Origin of the sequence: Streptomyces marokkonensis (genome assembly GCF_008312835.1) — a bacterium.
GTDB classification, from domain to species: domain Bacteria; phylum Actinomycetota; class Actinomycetes; order Streptomycetales; family Streptomycetaceae; genus Streptomyces; species Streptomyces marokkonensis_A.
Genome location: NZ_VSKS01000005.1, coordinates 225,469 through 248,380, shown reverse-complemented (window position 1 = coordinate 248,380; position 22,912 = coordinate 225,469). Strand labels below are relative to the sequence as shown.

The 22,912-nt window shown below is 70.1% G+C and carries 21 protein-coding genes and 1 pseudogene; 13 read left to right on the top strand and 9 right to left on the bottom strand.

Annotated elements, in window-relative coordinates; all coding sequences use genetic code 11:
- The first annotated feature begins 59 nt into the window (after positions 1–59).
- From F1615_RS11555 to F1615_RS11520, 7 genes are all read left to right on the top strand, one after another.
- Positions 60–947, top strand: a complete 888-nt coding sequence (locus F1615_RS11555; protein ID WP_208818291.1) for a bifunctional DNA primase/polymerase — start codon at positions 60–62, stop codon at positions 945–947.
- Between the two features lie 2 nt (positions 948–949).
- Positions 950–2,428 carry an ATP-binding protein gene (locus tag F1615_RS11550; RefSeq protein WP_149548961.1) on the top strand — a complete coding sequence of 493 codons (1,479 nt, stop codon included), beginning with the start codon at positions 950–952 and terminating at the stop codon, positions 2,426–2,428.
- A gap of 436 nt (positions 2,429–2,864) precedes the next feature.
- Complete coding sequence (locus tag F1615_RS11545) at positions 2,865–3,101, top strand: helix-turn-helix domain-containing protein (protein WP_149548816.1); 237 nt, start codon at positions 2,865–2,867, stop codon at positions 3,099–3,101.
- A 79-nt stretch (positions 3,102–3,180) separates the two neighbouring features.
- Complete coding sequence (locus F1615_RS11540) at positions 3,181–4,443, top strand: tyrosine-type recombinase/integrase (RefSeq protein ID WP_149548815.1); 1,263 nt, start codon at positions 3,181–3,183, stop codon at positions 4,441–4,443.
- A gap of 589 nt (positions 4,444–5,032) precedes the next feature.
- Positions 5,033–5,689 carry a hypothetical protein gene (locus F1615_RS11530; RefSeq protein WP_149548813.1) on the top strand — a complete coding sequence of 219 codons (657 nt, stop codon included), beginning with the start codon at positions 5,033–5,035 and terminating at the stop codon, positions 5,687–5,689.
- Between the two features lie 667 nt (positions 5,690–6,356).
- A complete protein-coding gene (locus tag F1615_RS11525; RefSeq protein ID WP_149548812.1) occupies positions 6,357–7,997 on the top strand; it encodes a penicillin-binding transpeptidase domain-containing protein in 1,641 nt (546 codons plus the stop codon).
- 141 nt (positions 7,998–8,138) lie between these two features.
- On the top strand, positions 8,139–9,806 hold the full coding sequence (locus F1615_RS11520) for a penicillin-binding transpeptidase domain-containing protein (protein ID WP_149548811.1): 1,668 nt from the start codon (positions 8,139–8,141) through the stop codon (positions 9,804–9,806).
- 21 nt (positions 9,807–9,827) lie between these two features.
- On the opposite strand, the gene F1615_RS11515 is transcribed toward F1615_RS11520, so the two are convergent.
- Positions 9,828–10,190 carry an SsgA family sporulation/cell division regulator gene (locus F1615_RS11515; RefSeq protein ID WP_149548810.1) on the bottom strand — a complete coding sequence of 121 codons (363 nt, stop codon included), beginning with the start codon at positions 10,188–10,190 and terminating at the stop codon, positions 9,828–9,830.
- A 192-nt stretch (positions 10,191–10,382) separates the two neighbouring features.
- Here F1615_RS11515 and F1615_RS11510 point away from each other — a divergent pair, with 192 nt between their 5' ends.
- The 4 genes from F1615_RS11510 (at position 10,383) to F1615_RS11495 (ending at position 14,286) form a co-directional block, all read left to right on the top strand.
- Complete coding sequence (locus tag F1615_RS11510; RefSeq protein ID WP_149548809.1) at positions 10,383–11,498, top strand: energy-coupling factor ABC transporter permease; 1,116 nt, start codon at positions 10,383–10,385, stop codon at positions 11,496–11,498.
- Position 11,499: 1 nt separating this feature from the next.
- Positions 11,500–12,261 (top strand): cobalt ECF transporter T component CbiQ, encoded by a 762-nt coding sequence (gene cbiQ, locus F1615_RS11505; protein ID WP_149548808.1) that lies wholly within the window; start codon positions 11,500–11,502, stop codon positions 12,259–12,261.
- Positions 12,249–13,019, top strand: a complete 771-nt coding sequence (locus tag F1615_RS11500) for an energy-coupling factor ABC transporter ATP-binding protein (protein ID WP_149548807.1) — start codon at positions 12,249–12,251, stop codon at positions 13,017–13,019. The genes cbiQ and F1615_RS11500 overlap by 13 nt, the downstream gene beginning before the upstream one ends.
- A gap of 100 nt (positions 13,020–13,119) precedes the next feature.
- A complete protein-coding gene (locus tag F1615_RS11495) occupies positions 13,120–14,286 on the top strand; it encodes a serine hydrolase domain-containing protein (RefSeq protein ID WP_149548806.1) in 1,167 nt (388 codons plus the stop codon).
- Here F1615_RS11495 and F1615_RS11490 read toward each other — a convergent pair whose 3' ends face one another.
- Together F1615_RS11490 and F1615_RS11485 are read right to left on the bottom strand one after the other, a co-directional pair.
- Positions 14,287–14,562: a DUF1876 domain-containing protein gene (locus F1615_RS11490; protein WP_149548805.1), complete on the bottom strand. Its 276-nt coding sequence runs from the start codon at positions 14,560–14,562 to the stop codon at positions 14,287–14,289.
- 80 nt (positions 14,563–14,642) lie between these two features.
- Positions 14,643–14,765 (bottom strand): annotated as a pseudogene (locus tag F1615_RS11485) (EamA family transporter); the annotation flags it as partial.
- A 26-nt stretch (positions 14,766–14,791) separates the two neighbouring features.
- Here F1615_RS11485 and F1615_RS11480 point away from each other — a divergent pair.
- The gene (locus tag F1615_RS11480; protein WP_149548804.1) at positions 14,792–16,240 is read left to right on the top strand and encodes a recombinase family protein; all 1,449 of its coding nucleotides are present in this window, start codon (positions 14,792–14,794) and stop codon (positions 16,238–16,240) included.
- Positions 16,241–16,729: 489 nt separating this feature from the next.
- Here F1615_RS11480 and F1615_RS11475 read toward each other — a convergent pair whose 3' ends face one another.
- From F1615_RS11475 to F1615_RS11460, 4 genes are all read right to left on the bottom strand, one after another.
- Entirely contained in the window at positions 16,730–18,079 is a 1,350-nt protein-coding gene (locus F1615_RS11475; RefSeq protein WP_149548959.1) for a replication initiator, read from the bottom strand.
- Positions 18,080–18,376: 297 nt separating this feature from the next.
- On the bottom strand, positions 18,377–18,574 hold the full coding sequence (locus F1615_RS11470; RefSeq protein ID WP_149548803.1) for a hypothetical protein: 198 nt from the start codon (positions 18,572–18,574) through the stop codon (positions 18,377–18,379).
- The gene (locus F1615_RS11465) at positions 18,571–19,872 is read right to left on the bottom strand and encodes an FtsK/SpoIIIE domain-containing protein (RefSeq protein ID WP_149548802.1); all 1,302 of its coding nucleotides are present in this window, start codon (positions 19,870–19,872) and stop codon (positions 18,571–18,573) included. Before F1615_RS11465 ends, F1615_RS11470 begins: the two co-directional genes overlap by 4 nt.
- On the bottom strand, positions 19,872–20,222 hold the full coding sequence (locus tag F1615_RS11460; RefSeq protein ID WP_031062985.1) for a hypothetical protein: 351 nt from the start codon (positions 20,220–20,222) through the stop codon (positions 19,872–19,874). The genes F1615_RS11465 and F1615_RS11460 overlap by 1 nt, the downstream gene beginning before the upstream one ends.
- 166 nt (positions 20,223–20,388) lie before the next feature.
- Between F1615_RS11460 and F1615_RS11455 the strand changes: the two genes are divergently transcribed.
- Positions 20,389–21,168: a GntR family transcriptional regulator gene (locus F1615_RS11455; protein ID WP_149548801.1), complete on the top strand. Its 780-nt coding sequence runs from the start codon at positions 20,389–20,391 to the stop codon at positions 21,166–21,168.
- A 410-nt stretch (positions 21,169–21,578) separates the two neighbouring features.
- Here the strand turns inward: F1615_RS11455 and F1615_RS11450 are convergent, their stop codons facing one another.
- A complete protein-coding gene (locus tag F1615_RS11450) occupies positions 21,579–21,884 on the bottom strand; it encodes a hypothetical protein (protein ID WP_167533718.1) in 306 nt (101 codons plus the stop codon).
- 323 nt (positions 21,885–22,207) lie between these two features.
- Positions 22,208–22,765, bottom strand: a complete 558-nt coding sequence (locus F1615_RS11445) for an ATP-binding protein (RefSeq protein ID WP_149548799.1) — start codon at positions 22,763–22,765, stop codon at positions 22,208–22,210.
- Positions 22,766–22,912 lie beyond the last annotated feature (147 nt).

Below are 22,912 nucleotides of genomic sequence, written 5' to 3'. Positions count from 1 at the left end.
AGAACACCGGGGCCGCCCCTGTCCACCAGCCATCACCTGACCTGTGGAGGTCTCCCAGCATGACCCAACCCACCACCATCCGGCGAGTGCCCGGCCCACAGCCGCGGCTGCCCGAACCCCTGCGGACCGCACTGGAGCTGGCCGCTACCGGTGTGCCGGTGCTGCCCCTGCGACAGGGGAAGGTGCCGTTCGGCAACTGCCACCAGTGCGCGCGGAATGCGTGCGGTGGCCGGCCGAACATGAAGAGCGCGGGCCCGTGCGGGTGCCCCGGCGTCTGCCACGCCTGGGCCGCCGCCACCACCGACCCGGCCGTCCTCGCCTCCCCGGCCTGGACGGCCGCATGGCGGCGGGCCGTCTCCGTCGCCTACCACCCCGGCGGCGCCGGCCTGACCGTGGTGGACCTGGACGACCGGGCCGCCATCGCATGGGCCCGCGAGACCCTGCCCGTAACGCGGACCGTGGTGACGACGCGCGGTGAGCACTGGATCTACCGGGGCACCATGACGTCACACAACGCGGTACGGCCCGGCATCGACATCAAGTCCTCCATGTCCTACGCCCGTTACCTCGGACCCGGCGCCGGCACCATGACCGTCCTGCCGGACGTCGTCCGCGCGCTGGCCACCAAGGATCACTCCCCGGTCCGGCCGGTACTGCAGGCCGTCGCCATGCCCGCACGGTCCGAGGGTGGGGAGTGCCCGCACCGCACACCCGCCTATCTGGAGCGTGGCATCGCCATGGCCGAGCAGCGCATCACCGAGGCCCGCAGCGCGGTGCACGCGACCGTGTACCGGACGTTCCTCGCCGTGCTGTCCACGCACGGCCGGTGCGGCTGCTTCACCGACGCCCACATGACACGGCTGTTCACCGCCGCGCAGGCCAAGGGCGAGACCCTGCGGCACTGCACCGAAGCGTGGACCAACGCCCGCACCACGTTGGGACTGTGACCATGTCCGACGACGACAAGGCTCCCGCCCGCGAAGTCATCGCCGACTACGCGCAGGCGCACTTCCGGTACTTCCGCACCGCCGACGGGACCGTGTACGCGCAGAGGAACGGCCACCCCGTGGCCCGTCCGATCCGTTCCCAGGGCACCTCGGGCAGTCACCGGCAAGAACTCATGGTCGGCCTGTTCAACGACGGGCACGGCGTGTTCAACGGCACTGCTTTGAAAGAGGCACTGGACTTGATCGAGGCACTGGCGATGAGCCAGCGAGTACAGGCCGTCCACATCCGCGTCGCCCCCGGATTCGACGGCGCGACGTGGCTGGACCTGGGCCGCGACGACGGGCGGTCGGTCCGTATCCATCCCACCGGCTGGGACATCGCCATTCCCGACCCGCGTGAGGTGTGCTGGCGCCGTACCCAGCTCACCGGGGAACTGCCCCTGCCCGCCAAGGACACCGACGGCAAGGGCATCGACGCCCTGCTGCGGCTGTGCAACTTCGCCACCGCGGAAACCGAGTGCCTGGCCATCGCCTGGCTCATCGGCTGCCTCGGACCGTCCGTGCCTGTCCCCGCCCCCTTCCTCACCGGCCCCCAGGGCGCGGGGAAGTCCACCGGCGGCCGGATGCTCGTGCGGATCATCGAGGGCATGACCGGCGACCTGCGCCGGGCACCGAAGGACGAGGAGAACCTGATCGCGGCTGTGGCCGCCGGATGGGTCACCGCCCTGGACAACCTCTCTCACCTCGCCCCGGACCTGTCCGACCTGATGTGCTGCATCGTCACCGGTGCCGAGACCATCAAGCGTGCCCTCTACACCGACGGGGACGTCGTCCGCGCCCGCTACCGCCGCCCTCTACTGCTGACCGGCATCGACGTGGGTGTCATCCGGCCCGACCTCGCCGAACGGCTGTTGCCGCTACGCCTGGAACGCCCCCGCACCCGGCGTACCGAAGCGGAGTTGTGGGCCGAGTTCGAAGAGGCCCTGCCCGTGATCCTGGGCTCCCTCCTGGACCTCACCGTGCAGGTGCGCGCGGCGGATGCGGACATCCCCACCGACCTGCGCATGGCCGACTTCGCCCACCTGTGCGCGCAGCTGGACGCGGCGACCGGTCTCGGAGCGCTGGGCGCCTACCGGGCCGCCCTGGACGACCTGAACGACGACGTCATCGAGGGCGACCTCTTGGCACAGACCGTGCTGAAGCACGCCGCCGGCCTTGACGCCGGGGCAGAGCAGCGGATGACGTCCACCGAGTGGCTGCACTGCCTCACGGGCCTCTATAGCGGTGAGGAGTGCCGCCCCCTGCCCAAGGGGTGGCCGACCACGGGCAAGGTGCTCTCGGACCGTCTCAAGCGCCTTCAGCCCACCCTCGCCGCCCGCGGCGTCCTCATCGACTGGGGCCGCACCAGCACGGCTCGCTACATCGAGATGACCCGGCCCCCGGCCCCGCCGCCCCCGCACGAGCAGGCACCGGCGTTCTGACCGGCGGCATCACTCCCCTGCACAAGCAAGAGGAGCACCCCCGCCCGGCGTGCTCCTCTTGCTGTTCGGCGGCGCAGCCGCCCTGCGATGTCGCGCCGCGAAGCGGCTCCTTCTTCGCGCTTGAACCGCGGACCACAACAGACACCCCCCTTCTCTTGTCCGAAGGAAAGGGACGCTGCGTCACCTGCGTCACCCGAAGACGGCAAGCGCCCGGCGACCTGCTGTTACAGCAGTGACGCAGGTAGGCGGAGGCTGCGTCATCCCGTGTCACTCGCGTCATCTGGTGACGAGGACCTGTGTCACCAGATGACGCGTCCAGAAGCCTTGCGTCACCGCGAGACTGCAGGTCAAAGCGACGCGTGTCACAGGTGACGCGATGACGCAGGATTCCGCACCTCGGACAGAGGCGGCCATGCTCTCCCCGCTTGGAGTTCCTATGGCACAGCCGACAGACCCCGACCCCCGCGCCACTCTCCGGGGCGGCCTCCCCGACCGGTACCTCACCCCCGCCGACATCGCCGAGATGTTCGAGGTACCCCTGGAGACCGTCTACCAGTGGCGCAAGAAGCGCACCGGCCCGCCCGGCTTCCGCATCGGCAAGCACCTCCGCTACGACCCCGCCGACGTACGCGCCTACGTCACCGGCCTCAAGAACAGCGCCACCGCCGCCTAGTCAGACACCACCGCAGACAGCAGGGAGAGCCGCCGTGCGCGGCTCTCCCTGCTGTCTGTTGAGAGAGGATCGCCGCCCCATGGCAGGCCACATCCAAGACCGCTGGTACAAGACCGAAACCGACGCCAACGGGAAGCCCGTCAAGGCCAAGACCGACCGTCACGGAACGGGCCTCCGCTACCGCGCCCGGTACGCCGGCCCGGACGGCACCGAGAAGAGCAAGTCCTTCCGTGACAAGGAGCTGCGGCTCGCCAAGCAGTGGCTTGCGCACATCGAGGCGGACATGTCGCGTGGTCAGTACGTCGACCCGCGAGCCTCCCGGACGACGTTCCGGCAGTACGCGGAACGCTGGGTGCAGACGCACACCGGCGAGATCAACAGCCGTGAGGCCGCGGAGCGTCGACTTCGGCTGCACGCCTATCCCCACATCGGTTCACGGCCGCTCGGCTCCTTCAAGCCCGAGCACATCCGTACCTGGATCGCCGCCCTTGAAGCCACGGTGCCGGCGGAGTCGCACCGGCGCATCATCGTGGGCACCGTCTCCGCAGCGCTGAGCGCGGGCGACGACGGGCTACTCAGCAAGAACCCCTGCCGGGCCCGCACGGTGCAGCTCCCGAAGGCCGGTAAGCCGCGCGTCGTCCCGTGGACGGCAGAGCAGGTCTTCGGCGTACGCGCCGCCCTCCCCCGGCGCTATCAGGCCGCCGTCGATGCCGGGGCAGGATGCGGTCTGCGGCAGGGCGAGATCTTCGGTCTGGCCATTGACGAACTCGACCTCAAGGGCGGATGGCTGGCCGTGGGCCACCAACTCAAGCGGATCCGGGGCAAGTACGTGTTCGCCCTCCCCAAGGGCGGCAAGGTCCGGGACGTACCGCTTCCCAAGGCTGTGGCGACCGTGCTCCGGGAGCACTCGAAGGAGTGCGAACCGATCGACGTGACGCTTCCGTGGCGTACGCCGGACGGCCCTCTCGTGACCAAGCGGCTCATCTTCAGCGGGGTCGAGGGCAACCACGTACGCGTGAGCGTCTTCAACGATCACCACTGGAAGCCCGCCCTGGCCGCCGCCGGCATCATCCCCGAGGCGAAGCCGGGCGAGCGCTACGCGTCCGCGCGCGAGCACGGAATGCACGCGCTCAGGCACTTCTACGCCTCCGTGCTGCTGGACGCCGGCGAGAACATCCGGGCCCTGAGCCAGTACCTCGGTCACAGCGATCCGGGCTTCACCCTCCGGACGTACACGCACCTGATGCCGAGCAGTGAGGGGCGCACCCGGAAGGCCGTCGACAGCCTCTATCTGGCGTCCGATCCTCAAGATCACGGCCCAGAGACGGCCCAAGCCGCCTGATTCGGCCCCGGCCAGAGGCAAACGCCCTGGTCGGGGCCTCACCGGGCCGGATCACGCGAACTTCATCTACTTCTGGCCCATCTTCACCGGCACCCCCATCCCGATCGACGACTGGCGCTCGCGGATGTGGCTGGACACGTGGGTCTAGCTGGACAGACGCCCCACGGGGGCGCGGTAGAAATCGGCAGATCTACAGCGGGCTGGCTATACCTCCGTTGAGCAGGCGGCTTCCCCGCCAAGCCCCCGCCGAAGGACGCCTGGGGAAGGCATTTTCAGCTTCATCTCGGGCGGTGAATGGACCGCCACTACCGGGAGCAGCGGATACCGACATTCACCTTCAGATGAGACATGCCACCAGTAGGGTGCTGATTCGAGCGGGTGAACGGAGATCGCGGTGCGAAGATCGGGGCTGGGTTTAGGGCTGGCAGCGACGACGGTAGCGACCGTTGCCCTTGGCCTGTTCGTCAACTGGGCGTCAGAAGACGGCCCTGACCGATGGACGTGGACGATCGCTGCCCTGGCCGTCGCGGGCCTTGCCGGCATCCTGGCCACGCCCCAGCTGGCCGCCCGGATCCTCCGCCGCCGTGCGGTGGACATCAACATCGCAAAGCCGCGGCACCTGCAGGTCCAGCCAGTCGGCGCCTGCTGGGCGCTGCCCGGTCCCCTGACCCGAGCGGACGCCGGACGCGCTACCAAAGCGGCTCGATCGAAACGGTCCCCGGGAGACGGGTACCGAGCGATCGACCGATACCTCTACGACCTTGGAGGCGCCGAGGTCAATGTCACCGAGCGGCGCATCACGCTCCAGGGAGCGGAGCTCCCGGCAGTCGTGACCGCCATGCGTGCCGACGTCCGCGCCAGGACGAATGTGCTGACCGGGACGTTTGTCACAGTCGGGCTGGGAGGGGGTGAGGAGCCGCTCCGGATGGAGATGGACTTGGACAGCGACCAGCCGGCGTCCGCCTGGTTCGAGAACCAGGTGATCACCGTTTCGCCAGGCGAGAGCATCGTCGTCCACCTCAGAGCCACGGCGGTCGCATCCTCGGTGACCTGGGACCTCCTGATCGACTTCGTGGTCGCGGGAAGGACGTGGACGGAAAGGTTGCGGTCGGAGGACTTTCTGCTGAGGACCACGGGGCTGCCCTGCCACACCAGCACACACGAGTGCTACGACTCCAGCTGCACCACCCATGAGAATTACCAGGTGCACGCGCACATCGGCAGTCAAGAGCTCGTGATCTCCTGACCGCACTGCTCAGTGTGCCCGCTCCGGATGGACGCTGTTCCTGCAAGCACTACGTCGCCACCGAAAGTGCCGTGCCGCAGGCCACGCTCGAACCGAGCCGCTTTCACGGCTGACGCTCAGTGACTACGGCGCCGCCCTCGCCGGGGGTTCGGGGGCGGCCAGAACTCCTGCGTCACCACCCAGCCCGCGGCAAGTCCGACGGCCAACGAGAGTGCGCTGCCCCACGACTGTCCGGTCAGGACCCGCGCGAGCACCGCGCAACGCCCGTAGACCACCAGGGCGACGGCGAATCTCCGCAGCCGTGATCCCCGGCGTGACCGAGCCGATCGGGGCTCAGCACCGCCGTTCCGTGCCTCATCCGCCATGCCGGCCGGCTACCCCGAAGGGCACCCATGTGCGGCATGCGCGGCCCTGCTCACCACAGGTCCTGGACCGCCCTCGCCTTCCCACCCCGGAGGACCGCATGACAGCGGCGGTCGCGGATGTGGCTGGATACCTGGGTGGAGGGCACCGGTGATGGCCGGATCGCGCCGGGCCCGGTCTCCGTTCGGACAATAAACGGAAACAGACGTCCCGGTCGGCACTTCCGCCGCTTAGAGTGCTCACGCGTCGGGCTTTCTGAACACGTTCAGAAGACGTGGGGCGCGACGGGGGAGGGGATCGCCCGATGGGCAAGGGGGTCAAGGCCGCCGTCATAGGCGGTGTGTTCGCGGTGATGGTGGGAGGGGCCGGGTACGGGGCCTACAACATCGTGTCGGCCGTGAGCGGTGACGGAGGCGGCGGCGCGTCGGAGACGAAGAGGTCGGGGCCGCCGGACGGGGACGAGGTCAGGAAGACGGCCGAGGCGTTCTTCGCGGCGTGGGAGAAGGGGCAGGCGGACCGGGCGGCGTCGTACACGAACAACGCGCAGGAGGCCGGCCTGCTGCTGTCGGGCTACGGCGAGGAGGCGCACATCGGCGCCGTCGAGATCACGCCGGGCACGGCCACCGGCACCACCGTGCCGTTCACCGTGAAGGCGGCCGTCAGCCACGAGGGGAAGTCGAAGCCGCTGCGCTACGACAGCGAGCTGACCGTCGTGCGCGGGAAGACCACCGGGCGGGCGCTGGTCGACTGGAAACCGTCCGTCGCGCACCCGGACCTGAAGGACGGCGACACCCTCGTCACCGAGGAGTCCGCGCAGCCGCCGATCGAGGCCGTGGACCGCGACGGCACGGTGCTGACGAAGGAGAAGTACCCCTCGCTCGGTCCGGTCCTGGACACCCTGCGCGAGAAGTACGGCGCGCAGGCGGGCGGCAGACCCGGCGTGGAGCTGGTGATCAGGCACGCCGAGGGGGCCACGGGCGAGGCCGCCGCCGACACCCCGCTGCTGACCCTCGCCGAGGGCGAACCCGGCACGCTGCGCACCACCCTCAGCGCCGGAGTGCAGACGGCGGCCGAGAAGGCGGTGAAGGGGTTCGCCGAGTCGTCGGTGGTGGCCGTGAAGCCGAGCACCGGCGAGGTGCTGGCGGTGGCCAACCACCGTGAGGACGGGTTCAACGCGGCCTTCCAGGGGCAGGTCGCCCCCGGCTCCACCATGAAGATCGTCACCGCGGCGATGCTGATGGACAACGGCGTGACCTCGATGAACGGCCCGGCGCCCTGTCCGCCCTCCGCGGTGTGGCAGAGCCAGACCTTCAAGAACCTCACCGGCATGGAGCCGAACGAGAGCGCCACCCTCGCCGACAGCTTCCAGCGCTCCTGCAACACGGCCTTCGTCAAGCTGGTCGACGAGCAGCCGCTCACCGCGGACTCCCTCACCCGGGAGGCGCAGGAGCGGTTCGGGCTAGGCCGGGACGACTGGAAGACCGGCATCGCCTCCTTCGACGGCAGCGTCCCCGCCGTCAGCGGCCCGGACCGCGCGGCGAACGCCATCGGCCAGGGCCAGGTGCAGATGAACCCGCTGACCATGGCCTCGGTGACGGCCACCGCCATCACCGGCGCCTTCCGTCAGCCCTACCTCGTCTCCCCGGACCTCGACGGCCGGCAGCTCGCGCGGGCCAAGGGCCTGCCGGCGGGCACCGCCGCCCAGCTCAAGCAGATGATGCGGCTGACCGCCACCCAGGGCACCGGGCAGGAGGCCATGGCCGGCCTCGACGGCGACATCGGCGCCAAGACCGGGTCGGCCGAGGTCGACGGCAACGCCACGTCGGACAGCTGGTTCACCGGCTTCCGGGGCGACGTCGCGGCGGCGGCCATGGCCCAGCAGGGCGGCCACGGCGGCGACGCGGCCGGTCCGATTGTCGCAGCCGTGCTACGAGCAGGAGGCTGATCGCGTCATGTCCCGGGCGGGACTCTAGGGTGGTGGCCGTCGTGGCGCACCTGAGCGCCGCGGGGGGCCAGGGGGTCATGGGCGCCACGAGAGCCACGCGGGTCACGGGGAGCCCGGCGGGCAGCGGAGGAACGGACAGCAGTGGGGAACAGAGTGCGCGCCGGTGAGCGGCGGAAGACGAAGCCCGCCGTGGTCGGCGCAGTGATCGCCGTGGTCGTCGGGGGAGGCGGTTTCGGCGCCTACGCGCTGCTCGGGGGCGGTGCCGCCGCCGACGACGGCACCCGCACCGCCTCCGCGCGGGACGACGTCAGGACCGGCCCGCTGTCCGCCGACGAGGTCACCACCGCGGCCGGGCGTTTCCTCACCGCCTGGGCGTCGGGCAAGGTGAGCGAGGCCGCCGCCGCCACGGACGACCCGGAGGCCGCCGCCGCCCTGCTGACCTCGTACGCCAAGGACGCCCGGATCGGGGCCGTCACCCTCACCCCGGGCACCGCCACCGGCGCCGAGGTGCCCTTCTCCGTCAAGGGCACGGTGTCGTACGAGGAGGCCGGCAAGCCGCTGGCGTACGACAGCGCGCTGACCGTCGTGCGCCGGGCCGGGGACGGGGAGCCGCTGGTCCAGTGGAAGCCGTCCGTCGTGCACCCCGGCCTCCAGGAGGGCGACAGGCTGGTCACCGGCGAGGCGGGCACCCCGCCGGTCAAGGCGCTGGACCGGGACGGCGGTGAGCTGACCACCGGGAAGTACCCCTCCCTCGGGTCGGTGCTGGACGGACTGCGGGAGAAGTACGGCGAGAAGGCGGGCGGCGAGGCCGGCGTCGAGCTGCGCATCGTGCGCGGCAAGGAGTCGGAGAAGGCCAAGCTGTCCGACAAGACCCTGCTGGAGCTGAGCGAGGGCACGCCCGGCACGGTGAGGACCACGCTGAACCCGTCCCTGCAGGCCGCCGCCGAGGCGCAGGTGGCGAAGAAGAAGCGGGCGTCGGTGGTGGTGCTGCGCCCGTCGACCGGCGAGATCCTCGCGGTGGCGAACTCCTCGCGGGGTTTCAACACCGCGTTCCAGGGGTCGCTGGCCCCGGGCTCCACGATGAAGGTGATCACCGCCTCGATGCTGATCGAGAAGGGGCTCGCCTCGATGGACGAGAAGCACCCGTGCCCGAAGTACTTCAGCTACGGCGGCTGGAAGTTCCAGAACGACGACAAGTTCGAGATCAAGGACGGCACGTTCAAGGCGAGCTTCGCGCGCTCCTGCAACACGGCCTTCATCAGCCAGGCGCCCGAGCTGAAGAACGACGACCTGACCAAGCAGGCCCAGCAGGTGTTCGGGCTGGGGCTGAACGACTGGCAGGTCGGCGTGCCGACCTTCGACGGCTCGGTGCCGGTGCAGTCGGCGGCCCCGATGGGGGCCTCCCTGATCGGACAGGGCGGGGTGCGGATGAACCCGCTGAACATGGCGTCGGTGGCGGCGACGGTCAAGGCGGGCGTGTTCCACCAGCCGTACCTGGTCTCGCCGGAAGTCGACGGGCGCCGGGTGGCGACGGCCTCGCGCACCCTGTCGGCCGGCACGCTGGCGCAGCTGCGGGAGCTGATGTCGTACACCGCCTCCTACGGCACGGCGGCGGAGGCGATGGCCGGGGTGAGCGGTGACCGGGGCGCGAAGACCGGGTCGGCCGAGGTCGACGGGCAGAAGAAGCCCAACGGCTGGTTCACCGCGTACCGCGGCGACCTGGCGGCCGCCGGTGTGGTGCAGGCGGCCGGCCACGGCGGCTCGACGGCCGGACCGATCGTGGCGGAGCTGCTGAAGAACGGCGGCTGAACCCGGCCGGGGCCGGACGGGTCAGTGCGCGACCGGCTCCGCGGCGGCGGCGTACGTGCGGCGCAGGAACCGGGTCAGGGTCTTCGTCTCGAACTCCACCACCGAGACGCCCTGCGGGGCGTGGAACTCCACCACGGCCTGCACCCGGCCGCACGGCCACACCCGTATGCCGCCGCTGGCCACGGGCGCGCGCAGGCCCCGTTCCAGCAGGTCCCGCTCGACGGCCCACTCCCGGGGCACGGTCCCGGGCAGCCCCACGCGCACGCGCCGGGGGTCGGACTCGGGGTCGTAGCGCAGCACCACGGGGACGGCCCCGCGGTCCTCGAGACGGGGATCCGCATCCGTGACGATGTGGACTCGCGCGTACTGCTCGACAACGGACATCGGTGGGCCCCTTACGCTGCGTCCCTCTGTGCATGAAAGGCGTGCAATCCGTATACCCACCCCCGGTGCAATCGTGCATCGTTTCCGGAATCCGCGCGTCCGGGAGGCGGACATCACATATGAGATGGACGCCGGGCGGGACGAGCCACTCGCTCTTGCAAAAGACTCGCAACAGGCCACATCATCGAATCCGTGCACGCACCTGACGGATTCATCAACGCCCCCGTGTCCGCCGCGGCCGGACTCGCCGCCGCCGGCGCGATCGCCGTGAGCCTGCGCGGCGCGCGCAGGGAACTCGGGGGCACCTCCCGCTCGAGCGCTGCCGGGAGTGGGGGAGAGCGGACGGCCCCGCTGGCAGGCCTGGTGGCGGCGTTCATCTTCGCCGTGCAGATGCTGAACTTCCCCGTCGGGGCGGGTACCAGCGGCCATCTGCTGGGCGGCGCCCTCGCCGCGATACTCGTCGGCCCCTACACCGGGGTCCTCTGCGTCTCCGTCGTCCTGCTGATGCAGGCCGTCCTCTTCGCCGACGGCGGACTGACCGCGCTCGGCGTGAACATCACCACCATGGCGATCACCACGACGATCGTCGCCTACGCGCTCTTCCGCGGCCTGGTGAAGGTGCTGCCCCGCACGCGCCGCTCGGTGACCGCCGCGGCCTTCGTCGCCGCGCTGGTCTCCGTCCCGGCCTCCGCGGTCGTCTTCACGCTCCTCTACGCCGTGGGCGGCACCACAGACGTCTCCCTGGGCAAGGTCGCCACCGCCATGGTGGGCGTGCACGTCCTCATCGGCGTCGGCGAGGCCGTGATCACCGCCCTGACCGTCGGCGCGGTCGTCGCCGTGCGCCCGGACCTGGTGCACGGGGCACGCGGGCTGCGGCAGAGGCTGAAGCTGCGGGTGAACGGCGAACTGGTCGACGCCCCGGCCACCTCGGAGCCGGAGCCCGTCCCCGTCGCCGCCCGCTCCCGGCGCACGGTCTGGATCACCGGTCTGGTCACGTCGCTGGTCCTCGCCGGGTTCGTCAGCTTCTACGCCTCCGCGAACCCCGACGGCCTGGAGAAGGTCGCCACCGACCACGGCATCGACCAGAAGGCGGAGGAGCACGCGCTCGCCGACTCCCCGCTGGCCGACTACGGCGTCGAGGACGTCGACGACGCCCGGCTCTCCGGCGGCCTCGCGGGCGTGATCGGAGTCGGCGTGACGGTCGTCGCGGGCAGCGGCGTGTTCTGGGTGGTCCGCAGGCGGCGCACGGACGACAGGCGCACGGCCGCCGAGGCCGACTCCGGATCACCCACCGACGTGGGTGTCTGACATGGGTGCGGGCCACGCGCACAAGCTGTACCGGCACGGGCACTCGCCCGTGCACGCCCTGCCGCCGCACACCAAACTCGCCGCCGTCCTCGCCTTCGTCGTGGTCGTGGTGTCGACCCCGCGCGAGGCGATGTGGGCGTTCGCCGCGTACGCCGGACTGCTCGGCCTCGTCGCGTACACCGCCCGCGTCCCGGCCGGGTTCCTGCTCAAGCGGCTGCTGATCGAGGTCCCGTTCGTCGCCTTCGCCGTGCTGCTGCCGTTCGTGGCGGAGGGCGAGCGGGTCGGCGTCCTCGGGCTGTCACTGAGCGTCAACGGGCTGTGGGGCGCCTGGAACGTCCTCGCCAAGGGCACCCTGGGCGTGGCCGCCTCCGTCCTCCTCGCCTCCACCACCGAGCTGCGCGAACTGCTGCTCGGCCTCGAGCGGCTGAGGCTCCCGCCGCTGCTGGTGCAGATCGCGTCCTTCATGGTCCGCTACGGCGATGTCATCACCGACGAGATGCGGCGCATGAGGATCGCCCGCGAGTCCCGCGGCTTCGAGGCGCGCGGGGTGCGGCACTGGGGCGTGCTCGCGAAGTCGGCGGGCGCGCTGTTCATCCGCTCCTACGAACGCGGCGAGCGGGTGCACCTGGCCATGGTCAGCCGCGGATACGCCGGTTCGATGCCGGTGATCGACGAGGTGACCGCGTCCCGGGCGCAGTGGTCGTACGCCCTCGCCCTCCCCTGTGCCGCCCTCGTCGTCTGTCTGCTGGGATGGACCCTGTGAGTACTGCTTCGCTGGAGGTCTCCGGCCTCGCCTTCGCCTACCCCGACGGCCACCAGGCCCTGTTCGGCGTCGACTTCTCGATCGCGCGCGGCGAACGGGTGGCGCTGCTCGGCCCGAACGGCGCCGGCAAGACCACCCTCGTCCTCCACCTCAACGGCATCCTGACCGGCGGCACGGGCACGGTGCGGGTGGCCGGTCTCGAGGTCGGCAAGCGGCACATGGCCGAGATCCGGCGCCGGGTCGGCATCGTCTTCCAGGACCCGGACGACCAGCTCTTCATGCCGACGGTGCGCGAGGACGTGGCGTTCGGTCCGGCGGCGGCCGGGCTGAAGGGGGCCGAGCTGGAGCAGCGGGTGGACCGGGCGCTGGGCCGGGTCGGCATGGCGGAGTTCAAGGACCGCCCGCCGCACCACCTCTCCTTCGGCCAGCGGCGCCGGGTGGCCGTGGCGACCGTGCTCGCGATGGAGCCGGAGATCCTGGTCCTGGACGAGCCGTCGTCCAACCTGGACCCGGCCTCCCGCCGGGAACTCGCCGACATCCTGCGCTCCCTGGACGTCACCGTGCTGATGGTCACCCACGACCTGCCCTACGCCCTGGAGCTGTGCCCGCGCTCGCTGGTGCTCAGCGACGGGGTGATCGCGGCGGACGGTGCCACGGCCGAGCTGCTCGCCGACGACGAGCTGATGCGCGCCCACCGCCTGGAGCTGCCGTACGGTTTCGATCCGCGCTCGGTGCCGGCCGCGCCGGGCCGTTCGTGATGTCGTAACGATCGCGTCGGGTCGGCTCCGCCCAGGAATCGCAGGCGGACCGGCACGGTTGCACCCACTGTCACAGGCGAGCGGAAGGACCGACAGGAACGTGGACGTCGACGTGCACGGCACAGTGGCCGAAGGTTTCGAGCCGGTCCGGGAGGCGTTCGCCCGGAACTTCGAGGCGCTCGGGGACCGGGGTGCGGCGGTCGCCGTGTACCGGGACGGGCGCAGGGTCGTCGACCTGTGGGCCGGGGTGAAGGACGTCGACGGCGCGGAGCCGTGGCGGCGCGGCACCGCACAGGTCGTGCGCTCGGCGACCAAGGGAGTCGCCGCCGCCGTGCTCCTGCTGCTGCACCAGCGCGGCGAGCTGGACCTGGACGCGCCGGTCGGCCAGTACTGGCCGGAGTTCAAGGCGCACGGCAAGGAGCGGCTGCTGGTCCGTCACGTGCTCAGCCACCGTGCCGGGCTGCCGGTCCTCGACCGCCCGCTGACGCTCCGGGAGGCGGCCGACCCGCAGCGGGCCGCCGAGGCGGTGGCCGCCCAGGCCCCCGTGTGGGAGCCGGGCACGGACCACGGCTACCACGCGCTGACCTACGGCTGGCTGCTCGACGAACTGGTGCGACGCCTCACGGGCCGGGGTTCCGGCGAGTGGATCGCGGCGGAGATCGCCGCTCCCCTGGGCCTGGACCTGTGGGTGGGGCTGCCGGAGACGCAGGCCCACCGCGTCGGCACGGTCGGCGGGATCGAGGGGCCCGAGCCGTCCGGGGCCCTCCGCGCCCGACCCAAGCGCTCGGTCACCGAGGCCTACGCCGACCCGTCCTCCCTCGCCCGCCGCGCCTTCGCCGCGATCACTCCCTTCCCGGACCAGAACGACCCCGCGTTCCGGGCGGCGGCCCTGCCCGCCGCGAACGGGGTCGCGACGGCGGACGGACTGGCCCGGTTCTACGCCTCACTGATCGGCCCGGTCGACGGCGTCCGCCTCCTCGACCCGGCCACCGTCGAGCGCGCACGCGCCGAGGAGTCTGCGGGCCCCGACCGTGTCCTGGTGGTCGGCACCCGCTTCGGGCTCGGCTACATGCTGCACGGCAGCGCCTCCCCCTTCCTGGCCCCGGGCTCCTTCGGCCACCCCGGCCGCGGCGGCTCCCTCGGCTTCGCCGACCCGGAGTCGGGCATCGCCTTCGGCTATGTCACCAACGGCTTCCGCAGGACGGTGACGGCGGACCCCAGGGCCCAGGCGCTGATACGGGCGGTGCGGCGGTCGCCGGCGTTCTGATCAGACGTGGATCGGGTGCGAGGTACGGCCCGACGCGTCGTCGATCTCGCCGTGCGCCTTGGTCAGCATCTGCATGGCGAGTTCGTTCAGCGCGCGTGCGCCGGCGATCTCCTCGCCGACCCTGGGCTGATTCGCGTCGGTGTGGTGGCGGCTCGCGTGTCCGTTGGCCCGCACCTCGGTCCCGTCGGGCAGCCGGACCATCGCGACCGCGCGCGTGTGCTGGTCGTCCTCCATGAACTCCAGCTCCACATGCCATCCCACTGCGGTGTGCATCATGACGATCACCTCCGGAATCCTCTCGTTCCAGGGTGCTCCTCGTACCGCTCCCGTGCACCCGCCCGCGCCGGACCCGGGGGCTAACCCGCGCGCAGCATCAGCCCGATCCCGACGACCAGCAGCCCGGCCGCCGCGATGCGCGGCGCACCGAACCGCTCCTTGAAGAACAGGGCCCCGATCGCGGCGCCCACGATGATGGATGTCATACCCCGCTCATACAGTGATTGGCATGACCCGACTCAAGTTAGCCAGGACCGCCATCACACCGGGCGAACCCGCAGCGATCTACTGCCGCATCTCCCACACCAGGGACGAGGACCAGACCGGCGTCGACCGGCAGGAACGCATCTGCCGAGACATCGCCGAACGCCTCCAACTCCGCGTCGAGCCGGCACACGTCTACGTCGACAACAACCGCTCGGCGTGGCAGCGCGACCGAAAGCGCCCCGGTTGGGAAGCGATGCTGACGGCGATGGCGGACGGAGAGATCCGGCACGTCATCGTCTACCACCCCGACCGCCTCATGCGGCAGCCCAAAGATCTCGAAGAGCTGCTCTCCATCGCCGACGACAAGCGCGTCCTCCTCCACGGCGAGGCAAACCGCCGCGACCTCTCGGACCCCGATGACCGCTTCATCCTCCGCATCGAGGTCGCCCACGCGTGCCGCTCCTCCGACGACACGTCCCGCCGCCTCAAGGACGCCCTGAAGGACCACGCCCGCGAAGGCCGGCCCCACGTGGGCAACCGACCGTACGGCTACACCCGAGACGGCCGCGCGATCGTCGAGGAGGAGGCGGAGATCGTTCGTGAGGTGTACCGCCGCTATCTGGACGGAGAGTCGCCGCACGCCATAGCTCAAGATCTCGTCGCACGGGGAGTCCCCACGTCGAAGGGCAAAGCGTGGAACCCCGAGAACATTCGGCATCTGCTGTCGTCCCACTTCGTGGCCGGGCTGCGGTTCCACCTGGGCGAGGAAGTGGCCGTCGGAACATGGCCGGCCATCATCGACCGGGGGCAGTGGGACGAGGTGCAGCGACTCCGGGAGTACCGCGCCCAACAGCACCAGGACACGAAGAAGCGCCCTATTAGGAACTACCTCCTTCGCGGAGTCGCCACCTGCACGTGCGGTGCGCGCATGGGAGGCACGAACGGCGGCCGGTACGCCTACTACCGATGCACCCGCAGCGACAACACCGACCAGCAGAAGTGCAACCGCTCCATCTCTGCCGGGCCGCTCGAAGAGTTCGTTCGGGATGTGGCGATCAAGGTACTGACCAAACTGGACACCACCGGCTACGAGCCCGCCACAACCACGCGCCCGGAGCCCGACGTCATCGCCGACGAGAAGGACCGCGAGAAGCTCCGGGAGCTGAAGGAGCTGTGGCTCAACGACGACGACTTCTCGACCGCCGACTTCCAGGCGATGCGCGCACCGATCGTCAAGCGGATGAAGGAGCGGCAGCGCAAGACCGTGAAGCGCCCCGTTGCCGTCCTGGAAGGCATCGCCGGGCCGGACGCTGAAGCCAACTGGGAGAGCCTGGAGAAAGCAGGGGACTACGCACGGATGAACGCGATCTACCGCTTCTTGTTCGCCGCCGTGTTCGTCCGCCCACCGACAAGAAAGGGCCGGGGGTTCGACACAGACCGGGTAGACATCAAGCCGAACCCTCTCGACTAGATCTTCCAGTTGCTTCTAGTCACGCTCCAGTCACTCGCTCCAGGAAAGTACAGAGGCGTTCGAGCACACGGTGAGCGTCCTCCCGTTGGCGAGCGTCAGGGCTTGTGCAAGCAAGGAAGGCGGCTACAACGACGGGTGCGCCAATGCTGAAAGCCAACGTCTGGCGGGGCATGCCGAGAAGGTACGGCGTCGAATCGGGCCCCTGCTGAGGCTGTGCGGCTGTCTGCTGTCGTGCGCTTTTGGGTGACATAGGCGTAGTACATCAAGAGCCAATAATCTCGCTGTCAACTCCGGGTAACTCGGTCGGAAATGATCACTCTTGACTAAGTCAGCAGCACGATGCGCTTCCGACCTGTCAATTTCACGAATCATTTCGTCCAGCGCTGAGAAGCCGCGCGAGCCTCGCCGCGCTCCTCGGGCCTATGCGAGTGGGGAACTTAGCCGCCTGGCGCTCGACGGCCCGCGCCCATTGCTCGCTTCCGCGTCTCGTCACGGAAGTGCCTCCCGCTCTTCGCGAGAAATCTCGCGGTTGAGGGCGATGTCTTCAGCTACTCCAGCGGCTAGCAGCGCCGCGCCAGGAGTGTGGCCAGAGCCGACGTAACGCCAATGCGCATCCGCGATGGCGTCCGAGGTGTCGGCGTGGCCGACGTGCTCGGCGCGTTCGGCGCGTAGTGCCGCGTAGGTGGTTGAGTAAGCGCGGGACTTGGTGAGGATGTGGCCGCGGTAGCCGAGGGTGTGGGTCCAGGTGCGCAGGTGCAGGGGCACGTACTCGGGCAGGCCACCGAGGCGCCAGCAGGTGCGCATGAGGGTGCGGACGTGACCGCTCACGGGTGCCGTGTCGATGTCGGCCCAGGTGGTGACCTTGTGATCGGTGCCGGCGCCTGTCTCGCCTGCTCCTTTGGTGACGTACTTGGCGACGTACGCGGCGACCGCGTCATCACCGGGCCCGTCACCGTCGGCGTACAGCAGACGAACATCGAGTTGGACGCCCCAGCGCAGGAGCAGTTCGCCCACGGCCGGGCTGTAGGGAGTGCGGACCAGGACCCGCCCGGCGGAGGCGCGCACGGCGCCGGTAAGTCGGTCGGCCGTGCCCCAAGACGGGGGTTCGTCGGCCGGTCCGCCGGGACCGTCGAGGCGGACGACGGCATGCACGTGGACGGCCGCCCGCTTCTGATACTCGGCTACACGCGCGAAGGACAACCGAGCGTGGTGAGCGAAGCGGGACTGTACGAGGCCGGCCGAAGAAGCCAGGCGCCGCCGAACGTCGATGACGAAGCGGTCCCACAGCTTGGAGGCATACGCGTGCCACAGCACATGGCTGGTGTAGTCGTAGCAGTCGGGGCACAGGGGCTGACCGACGAGAGGATCGTTCGCGGTGTGCTCGGTGCCGCAGCCGAGGAGACGACCGTGTTCGCAAGTGCCGCCGTCACGGCGGGGACGGCAGCGTTCCCCGGTCCGATGCACGGGCCCGAAGGACGGCGCGGTCAGGGTGACGAAGAGCCGGGGACGGTCGCGGACTGTGGCGGGGACATTCTTGCCGCCGATCAGGCCCGCGCGGACCAGGTGGAAGGTGTCGCCCGCGTGGAGCCGGGAGCAGGGCGCGCAGACGGTTGCCCGGCGGTTGCGGCAGCGGACGAGGAGGCGCTCGCCGGGTTCGTCGCGGGTGTCGTACTGGCGGATGATCTCGCCGGTCGTCCCATCCACGGTGGTGGTGGCTCCGGAGAGGTGGACGGGGTGGGCGCAGCCGCCGGTGGCGGTGACCTGTTCCAGCCAGTGTGAGAAGTGCGGATCTTGAGCGATACGGATGGCATCACGGTCTGCTTCGGGGAGTTGGCGCAGGCGCGCCGCGCGGTCGAGGACGGCGCGCCTGTCAGCCGGGGTGAAGTCCGGGGTGATGGAGGTGACCTTCCGGGGTGGGCCGCCGCAGCGGCACGGATAATGGTGGGTGGCGCGTGGTCGGTCATGGAGATCACCTCTCTTGCTCGGCCGGTGGGCGGGTGGAATCAGCGAATGTTCCCGGTGCCCCGGCAGACGCGGCAGCGGCGCAGCCGTCCGGTCCAGGTCTTGCGGGCCCCGTCGCCCTTGCAATGCGGGCACCTCACGCGAGGCATAGGCATGGTGGTGTGTCCTTCCTGCTCAGGTGTGGGAGAAGCCGCTGATCACCCAGGTCACGAGACCGTGGACGGTGAACAGCACGGGCGTCTGGCCGAGGTACAGGCCGAAGAGTCCGACACAGACCGCTTCCCAGGCGCGGACGTCACGGGAGCGGACGAGGAGGACGGTGATGATCCCGAAGATCACCGCGAACGTGAACGCCGTACCTTCGCCGATCACTTGCTCTCTCCTTCCAGTGCCGCCAGGGCGCGGACGATCGTGAGCAGTTCCGGGGTCATGGCGGAGTACTTCCGGGCCGTGGCAACGGCCTCATCAGTGGGGGTAAGGTGCGAGCGGGCACGGCTCCAACCGCCGTCCGGCCCGGTGCACACTGCGACCCCCCGTTCCTCGGGTGTGATCGCTTGCGCTACGGCCACGGCGTCCTTGTTGAGATCACCCAAGGTCATCTCTGCCGTGCCGGGATCGTTGACCCGGTGGCAGATACGACCACCGAGCTGGGCCCGCAGCGCGGTGGCACCGGAGCCGAGGTCGGAGCCGACACGTTGCCCGGCGACGACCAGGTGCAGGCCGAGTGCGGCTCCGAGCTGGGCAATGCGGAGCAGGAGCGTGGAGCACTGTTCGGCTTCCGCCTTGCTCTCACGGGTGCCGTCGGACAGGTACAGCTCCGCGATCTCGTCGACCAGGACGACGACCGGCACGGGCCGCAGCTTGTCGGGCAGCTCCCAGATCGAGCGCACTCCGGCCGTACGGCAGGCGTTCATCCGCTCCTGCATGTCGACGACGAGTGCGGAGAGCACGGCGACCGCTTCGCGCCGGCAGGTAGCGAGGGCGCTCAGCCGCCCGGCGAACAGGCCGAGTTCCATGCCTCCCTTGCAGTCGATGCCGACCAGGGCGACGCGCTGCGGAGCAAGCTGGGTGATCAGCCGGGCCAGCAGGGTGGACTTGCCGGAGCGGGTGGCCCCGGCGATGAGCCAGTGCGGGACAAGCCTCAGGTTCATCACCCAGGCGCCGCCGCTCTCCAGTGCGCCGATGAGTGCGGAGAGGAGTTCGGCGGGAGCGGTGGCTAAGCCGGGCCGCTGGAGCGGGTCCGTGGCCATCGCGGACAGCAGGACCAAACCGCGTTCCGGTGAGGTGACCCGCACCGCGTGGACCCGCCATGCGTGCACCAGAGCATCGGACGCCTTCATGTACGTCGCCGGGGTCTGGCCCGCGTGCAACCGCACGGACACCGTCAGCCCCAGCCGGGTGGCGCGCGGGAACGATGCCCTCGGAGCGATCGGCCGGACCGGATCGCCCTTTACCACTAGGTCCCCGAGCAGACCGCGGGGCGGACGACGGGAAACGGCGAGGTCGTTGAGCATGGCGACCTTGCGCCAGGTGAGAACCACCCGGCACGCGGTGACGGGGTAACCGATCAGGTACCAGTGCCAGGCCGGACGGTGCCGGCGCACCAGGTCACCGACGACGAGCACCCAGGCCAGCACCGCGAGCGCGAAGGCGAGCAGGATCGGCCCCATCAGGCACCACCGCCCTTGCCGTGCGCGGCAGCGCCGCCGTGCACGGGGGTGATCGCATCAGCTCGGAAGCTGACACCGTGCCGGTCACCCATGGCCCACATGAACGCCGTCAGGCCGGTGACCTTGACGATCTGCCCTTCCTCGATGCCCTTGGGCTCGCCGGTCACCGCGATCTCGATGACGGAGATCCGCCGCCGGTCCTGCCGCACGGTGACCGCCACGGTGAACACCGGGTTGCCGTCCCGGTCCTTCTTCACCTCCTGTGTCTCGGGGTTGCTGATCTTCGCTTCCGGCGCGATGGCGCACCGCAGTACGCCCAGCCGCGCCGTGTCCACGGGAATGGACTGCATGTTTCTTCGGCCTCCCTGGCCAGTCAGGACGCCCATCACATTATGACGTCACTTGTCCTTACGAGTTATGACTATGGAGTGGTGCACTGCGAGGGTGCAACTACTTATGCTGACGAGTGATGACGCGCGTGCGACGTGCCTACAACACCGAACCGGAGAAGCCGAGATGACGGAGATCCAGCGCCCCGGAGCTCTCTACCAGCAGGTGGCCGCCGCCATCCGCGAAGCGATCCTGTCCGGCGAGTTCGCGCCCGACTCCCCGTTGCCGTCGGAATCCCAACTGATCACTCGTTACGGGGTCTCCCGCCCTACCGTGCGCAACGCGATCGCCGCACTGCGCGCGGAAGGTCTCATCGATGTACGGCACGGCAAGGGCAGTTTCGTACGCTCTGCCGGTCAGCCCGCGGTCACCATCGAGCGCCGTATCAGCCGCACCAGCGACGACCGGTTCACCATGCCCAACGGTGACGAGTGGGAGGAGGCCGAGGAGCCGACCACGTACCGCGCCCGCACCACCAAGGCCACGGGTCGCTTGCTCCAACTCGCCGAGGAAGAAGCGCTCTTCAGCTGTGAACGATTGCTGATCGACCCCGGCACCGGCACCCGCGCCATGCACCGCACACTGATCCCCTTCGAGGTGGCCGAAGCCGTCCCACTGCTGAGCAAGGAGCCGTGCAAGCGCCCGGCAGCGATCTACCAGCTGCTCGCCCAGGACGGACACGCCCTGTGGTGGTCGGAGACGGTCCGCGCCCGTATGCCGCTGCCCGACGAGCGCGCCACGCTCCAGCTCCCGGACGCGACCCCGATCCTGCACCTAGCCCGCGTTACGCACGGCACCGACGAACGCCCGCTGGTCCTCGAAGAACTGCGCGTCGGTGCGGACCGTGCCGAAATCGCCTACCGGATCACCGCCGACAAGCAGCCCGCCCGACGCCGCCAGGCGTGAGGGACGAGGCGCATCGGTCGAAACCGCCTTCACTTCCTCAAGGGCGCGCCTACGGCGCGCCGGGTCGCCCGGCCGCCCCGGCCGGGCTTGCGGCGTGGCCGCCGGTCCCGTCCGGTCGCCGAGCGCCCCACACCGCAGCCCACCCAAGGAACCGAAGCGTCGACGAACAGTCGCGGGCCGGGGCGTGGTCGGCCGGGGGTCGCCGGCCTCCGAGACTTTAGGCAGCTCCCATGGGGCGAGCCTCGAAGAACAGGGGGCCCATCGGGCACATACGCGGGCAGGACCAGTGCCTGCCCGATTCGCCGGGCCAGCGTAGGGCCCCCTGTTCACTCGCCCCATGGCAGCTACCGCCCAAAGTCTCTCCGGCAGGCGACGTGCCCACGCACGCCACTCACCAGCGAGAAGGCCCTTCACGACGCACCGCCGCTACCCTCGGCAAGTTGCCCCAGGAGCCCGGCGAGCAACTCAGCCGCTTCCGGCCGGCCCGCCAGCCGCACGACCCCGCGCCCGTCCCCGTCCCCGTCCGTCGAGGCGACAGCCCGCACGGCGGACAGCTCGAAGCCCACTCCGAGGAGCGCGCGGTTCAACCGGTCGGCAGCCTCACGCGCCGTGCGCCAGCCCGAAACGTAGTCGACTCCCGGCACCCACAGGCCGCAGTCGTCCCCTGCGACATCATCAAACCCATCGCTCAGCCAGCTCTCACCCGAGCCAGTCACCTTGCCCACCTCTGTCCCGATCCAGGTAACACATCGTCAAATCTCTTTGGACCAGGGCAAACACGCAGCACGACGGCCCCGGTACCATCAGGCACCGGGAACCGCCGCGTTCCCAGCCGGGCCACCCTTCGCTTTCCAGGGCTGATGGGGTGGCCCGGTCTCGGATTGTGGTTGTCAGGCGCGGCCCTCCGGCCGGGAGGGGAGCTCGCGGAGGTCCCGGAGGAGCCGCGCCCTGGCCGGAGGGGTCAAGCTCCGGCCGGTTACCGGGCCGCCCCCGCTCCCGATCGCGAAGGAGCAGAACAAGGGCAGCGGCCCGGAGATCATCAGATGGGCACGGGCTCTTCTTCGCCGTTCAGGTCAAAGCGGGCCCAAACCGTCTTTCCGCCGCGTTCCTCCGGCGTCCACCAGACCGCCGCCGCCAATCGCTGAGCGATGAGCAGCCCCCGACCGCTGTCGGGCAGCACCGCTTCAGGCAACTCTCCGAGCAGGCCCGACGAGAACGCCTCTCCCACCGGAAGCAGCGGAGGAGTCGAGTCCTCGTCGGCGACACCGATGAACAGCCACTTCGGCCACAGCTTGAAGATCAGGTCAACGCGCCGGCAGCCACCGGGGGCGGACAGATGCCGGTCCGGAACGGCGTGGTTCACCACGTTGCCGACCAGCTCCGAGACGACCAGCCGAGCATCGTCCACAACCGCACAGGCGCCCGCACCCCGGAGGAACGCGGCCGTCATGTAGCGCGCGACGCGCGCCGTGTCACTGAACTCAGCGAACAGCGTCAATGTCAGGAAGTGCCCGTCCGAGTACGGCTCCGGCGTCGCGAACCAGTGCGCGTACGCGTCCAGCTCACCCGCCAACCGTTCGGTCTTCCCCGCATCCATGACTTCCCCTTTCGAGGCTCCGCGGCCCGCATGGCACCGCTTGCTTCACGCACGCCAGTACACGGCGAAGCAGGCGTGGCCGGGAGCGTTCACCAGGGGGTTCACGTGAACACCGGCGAAGGCAAAGGGGGTTCATCAATGAACCCC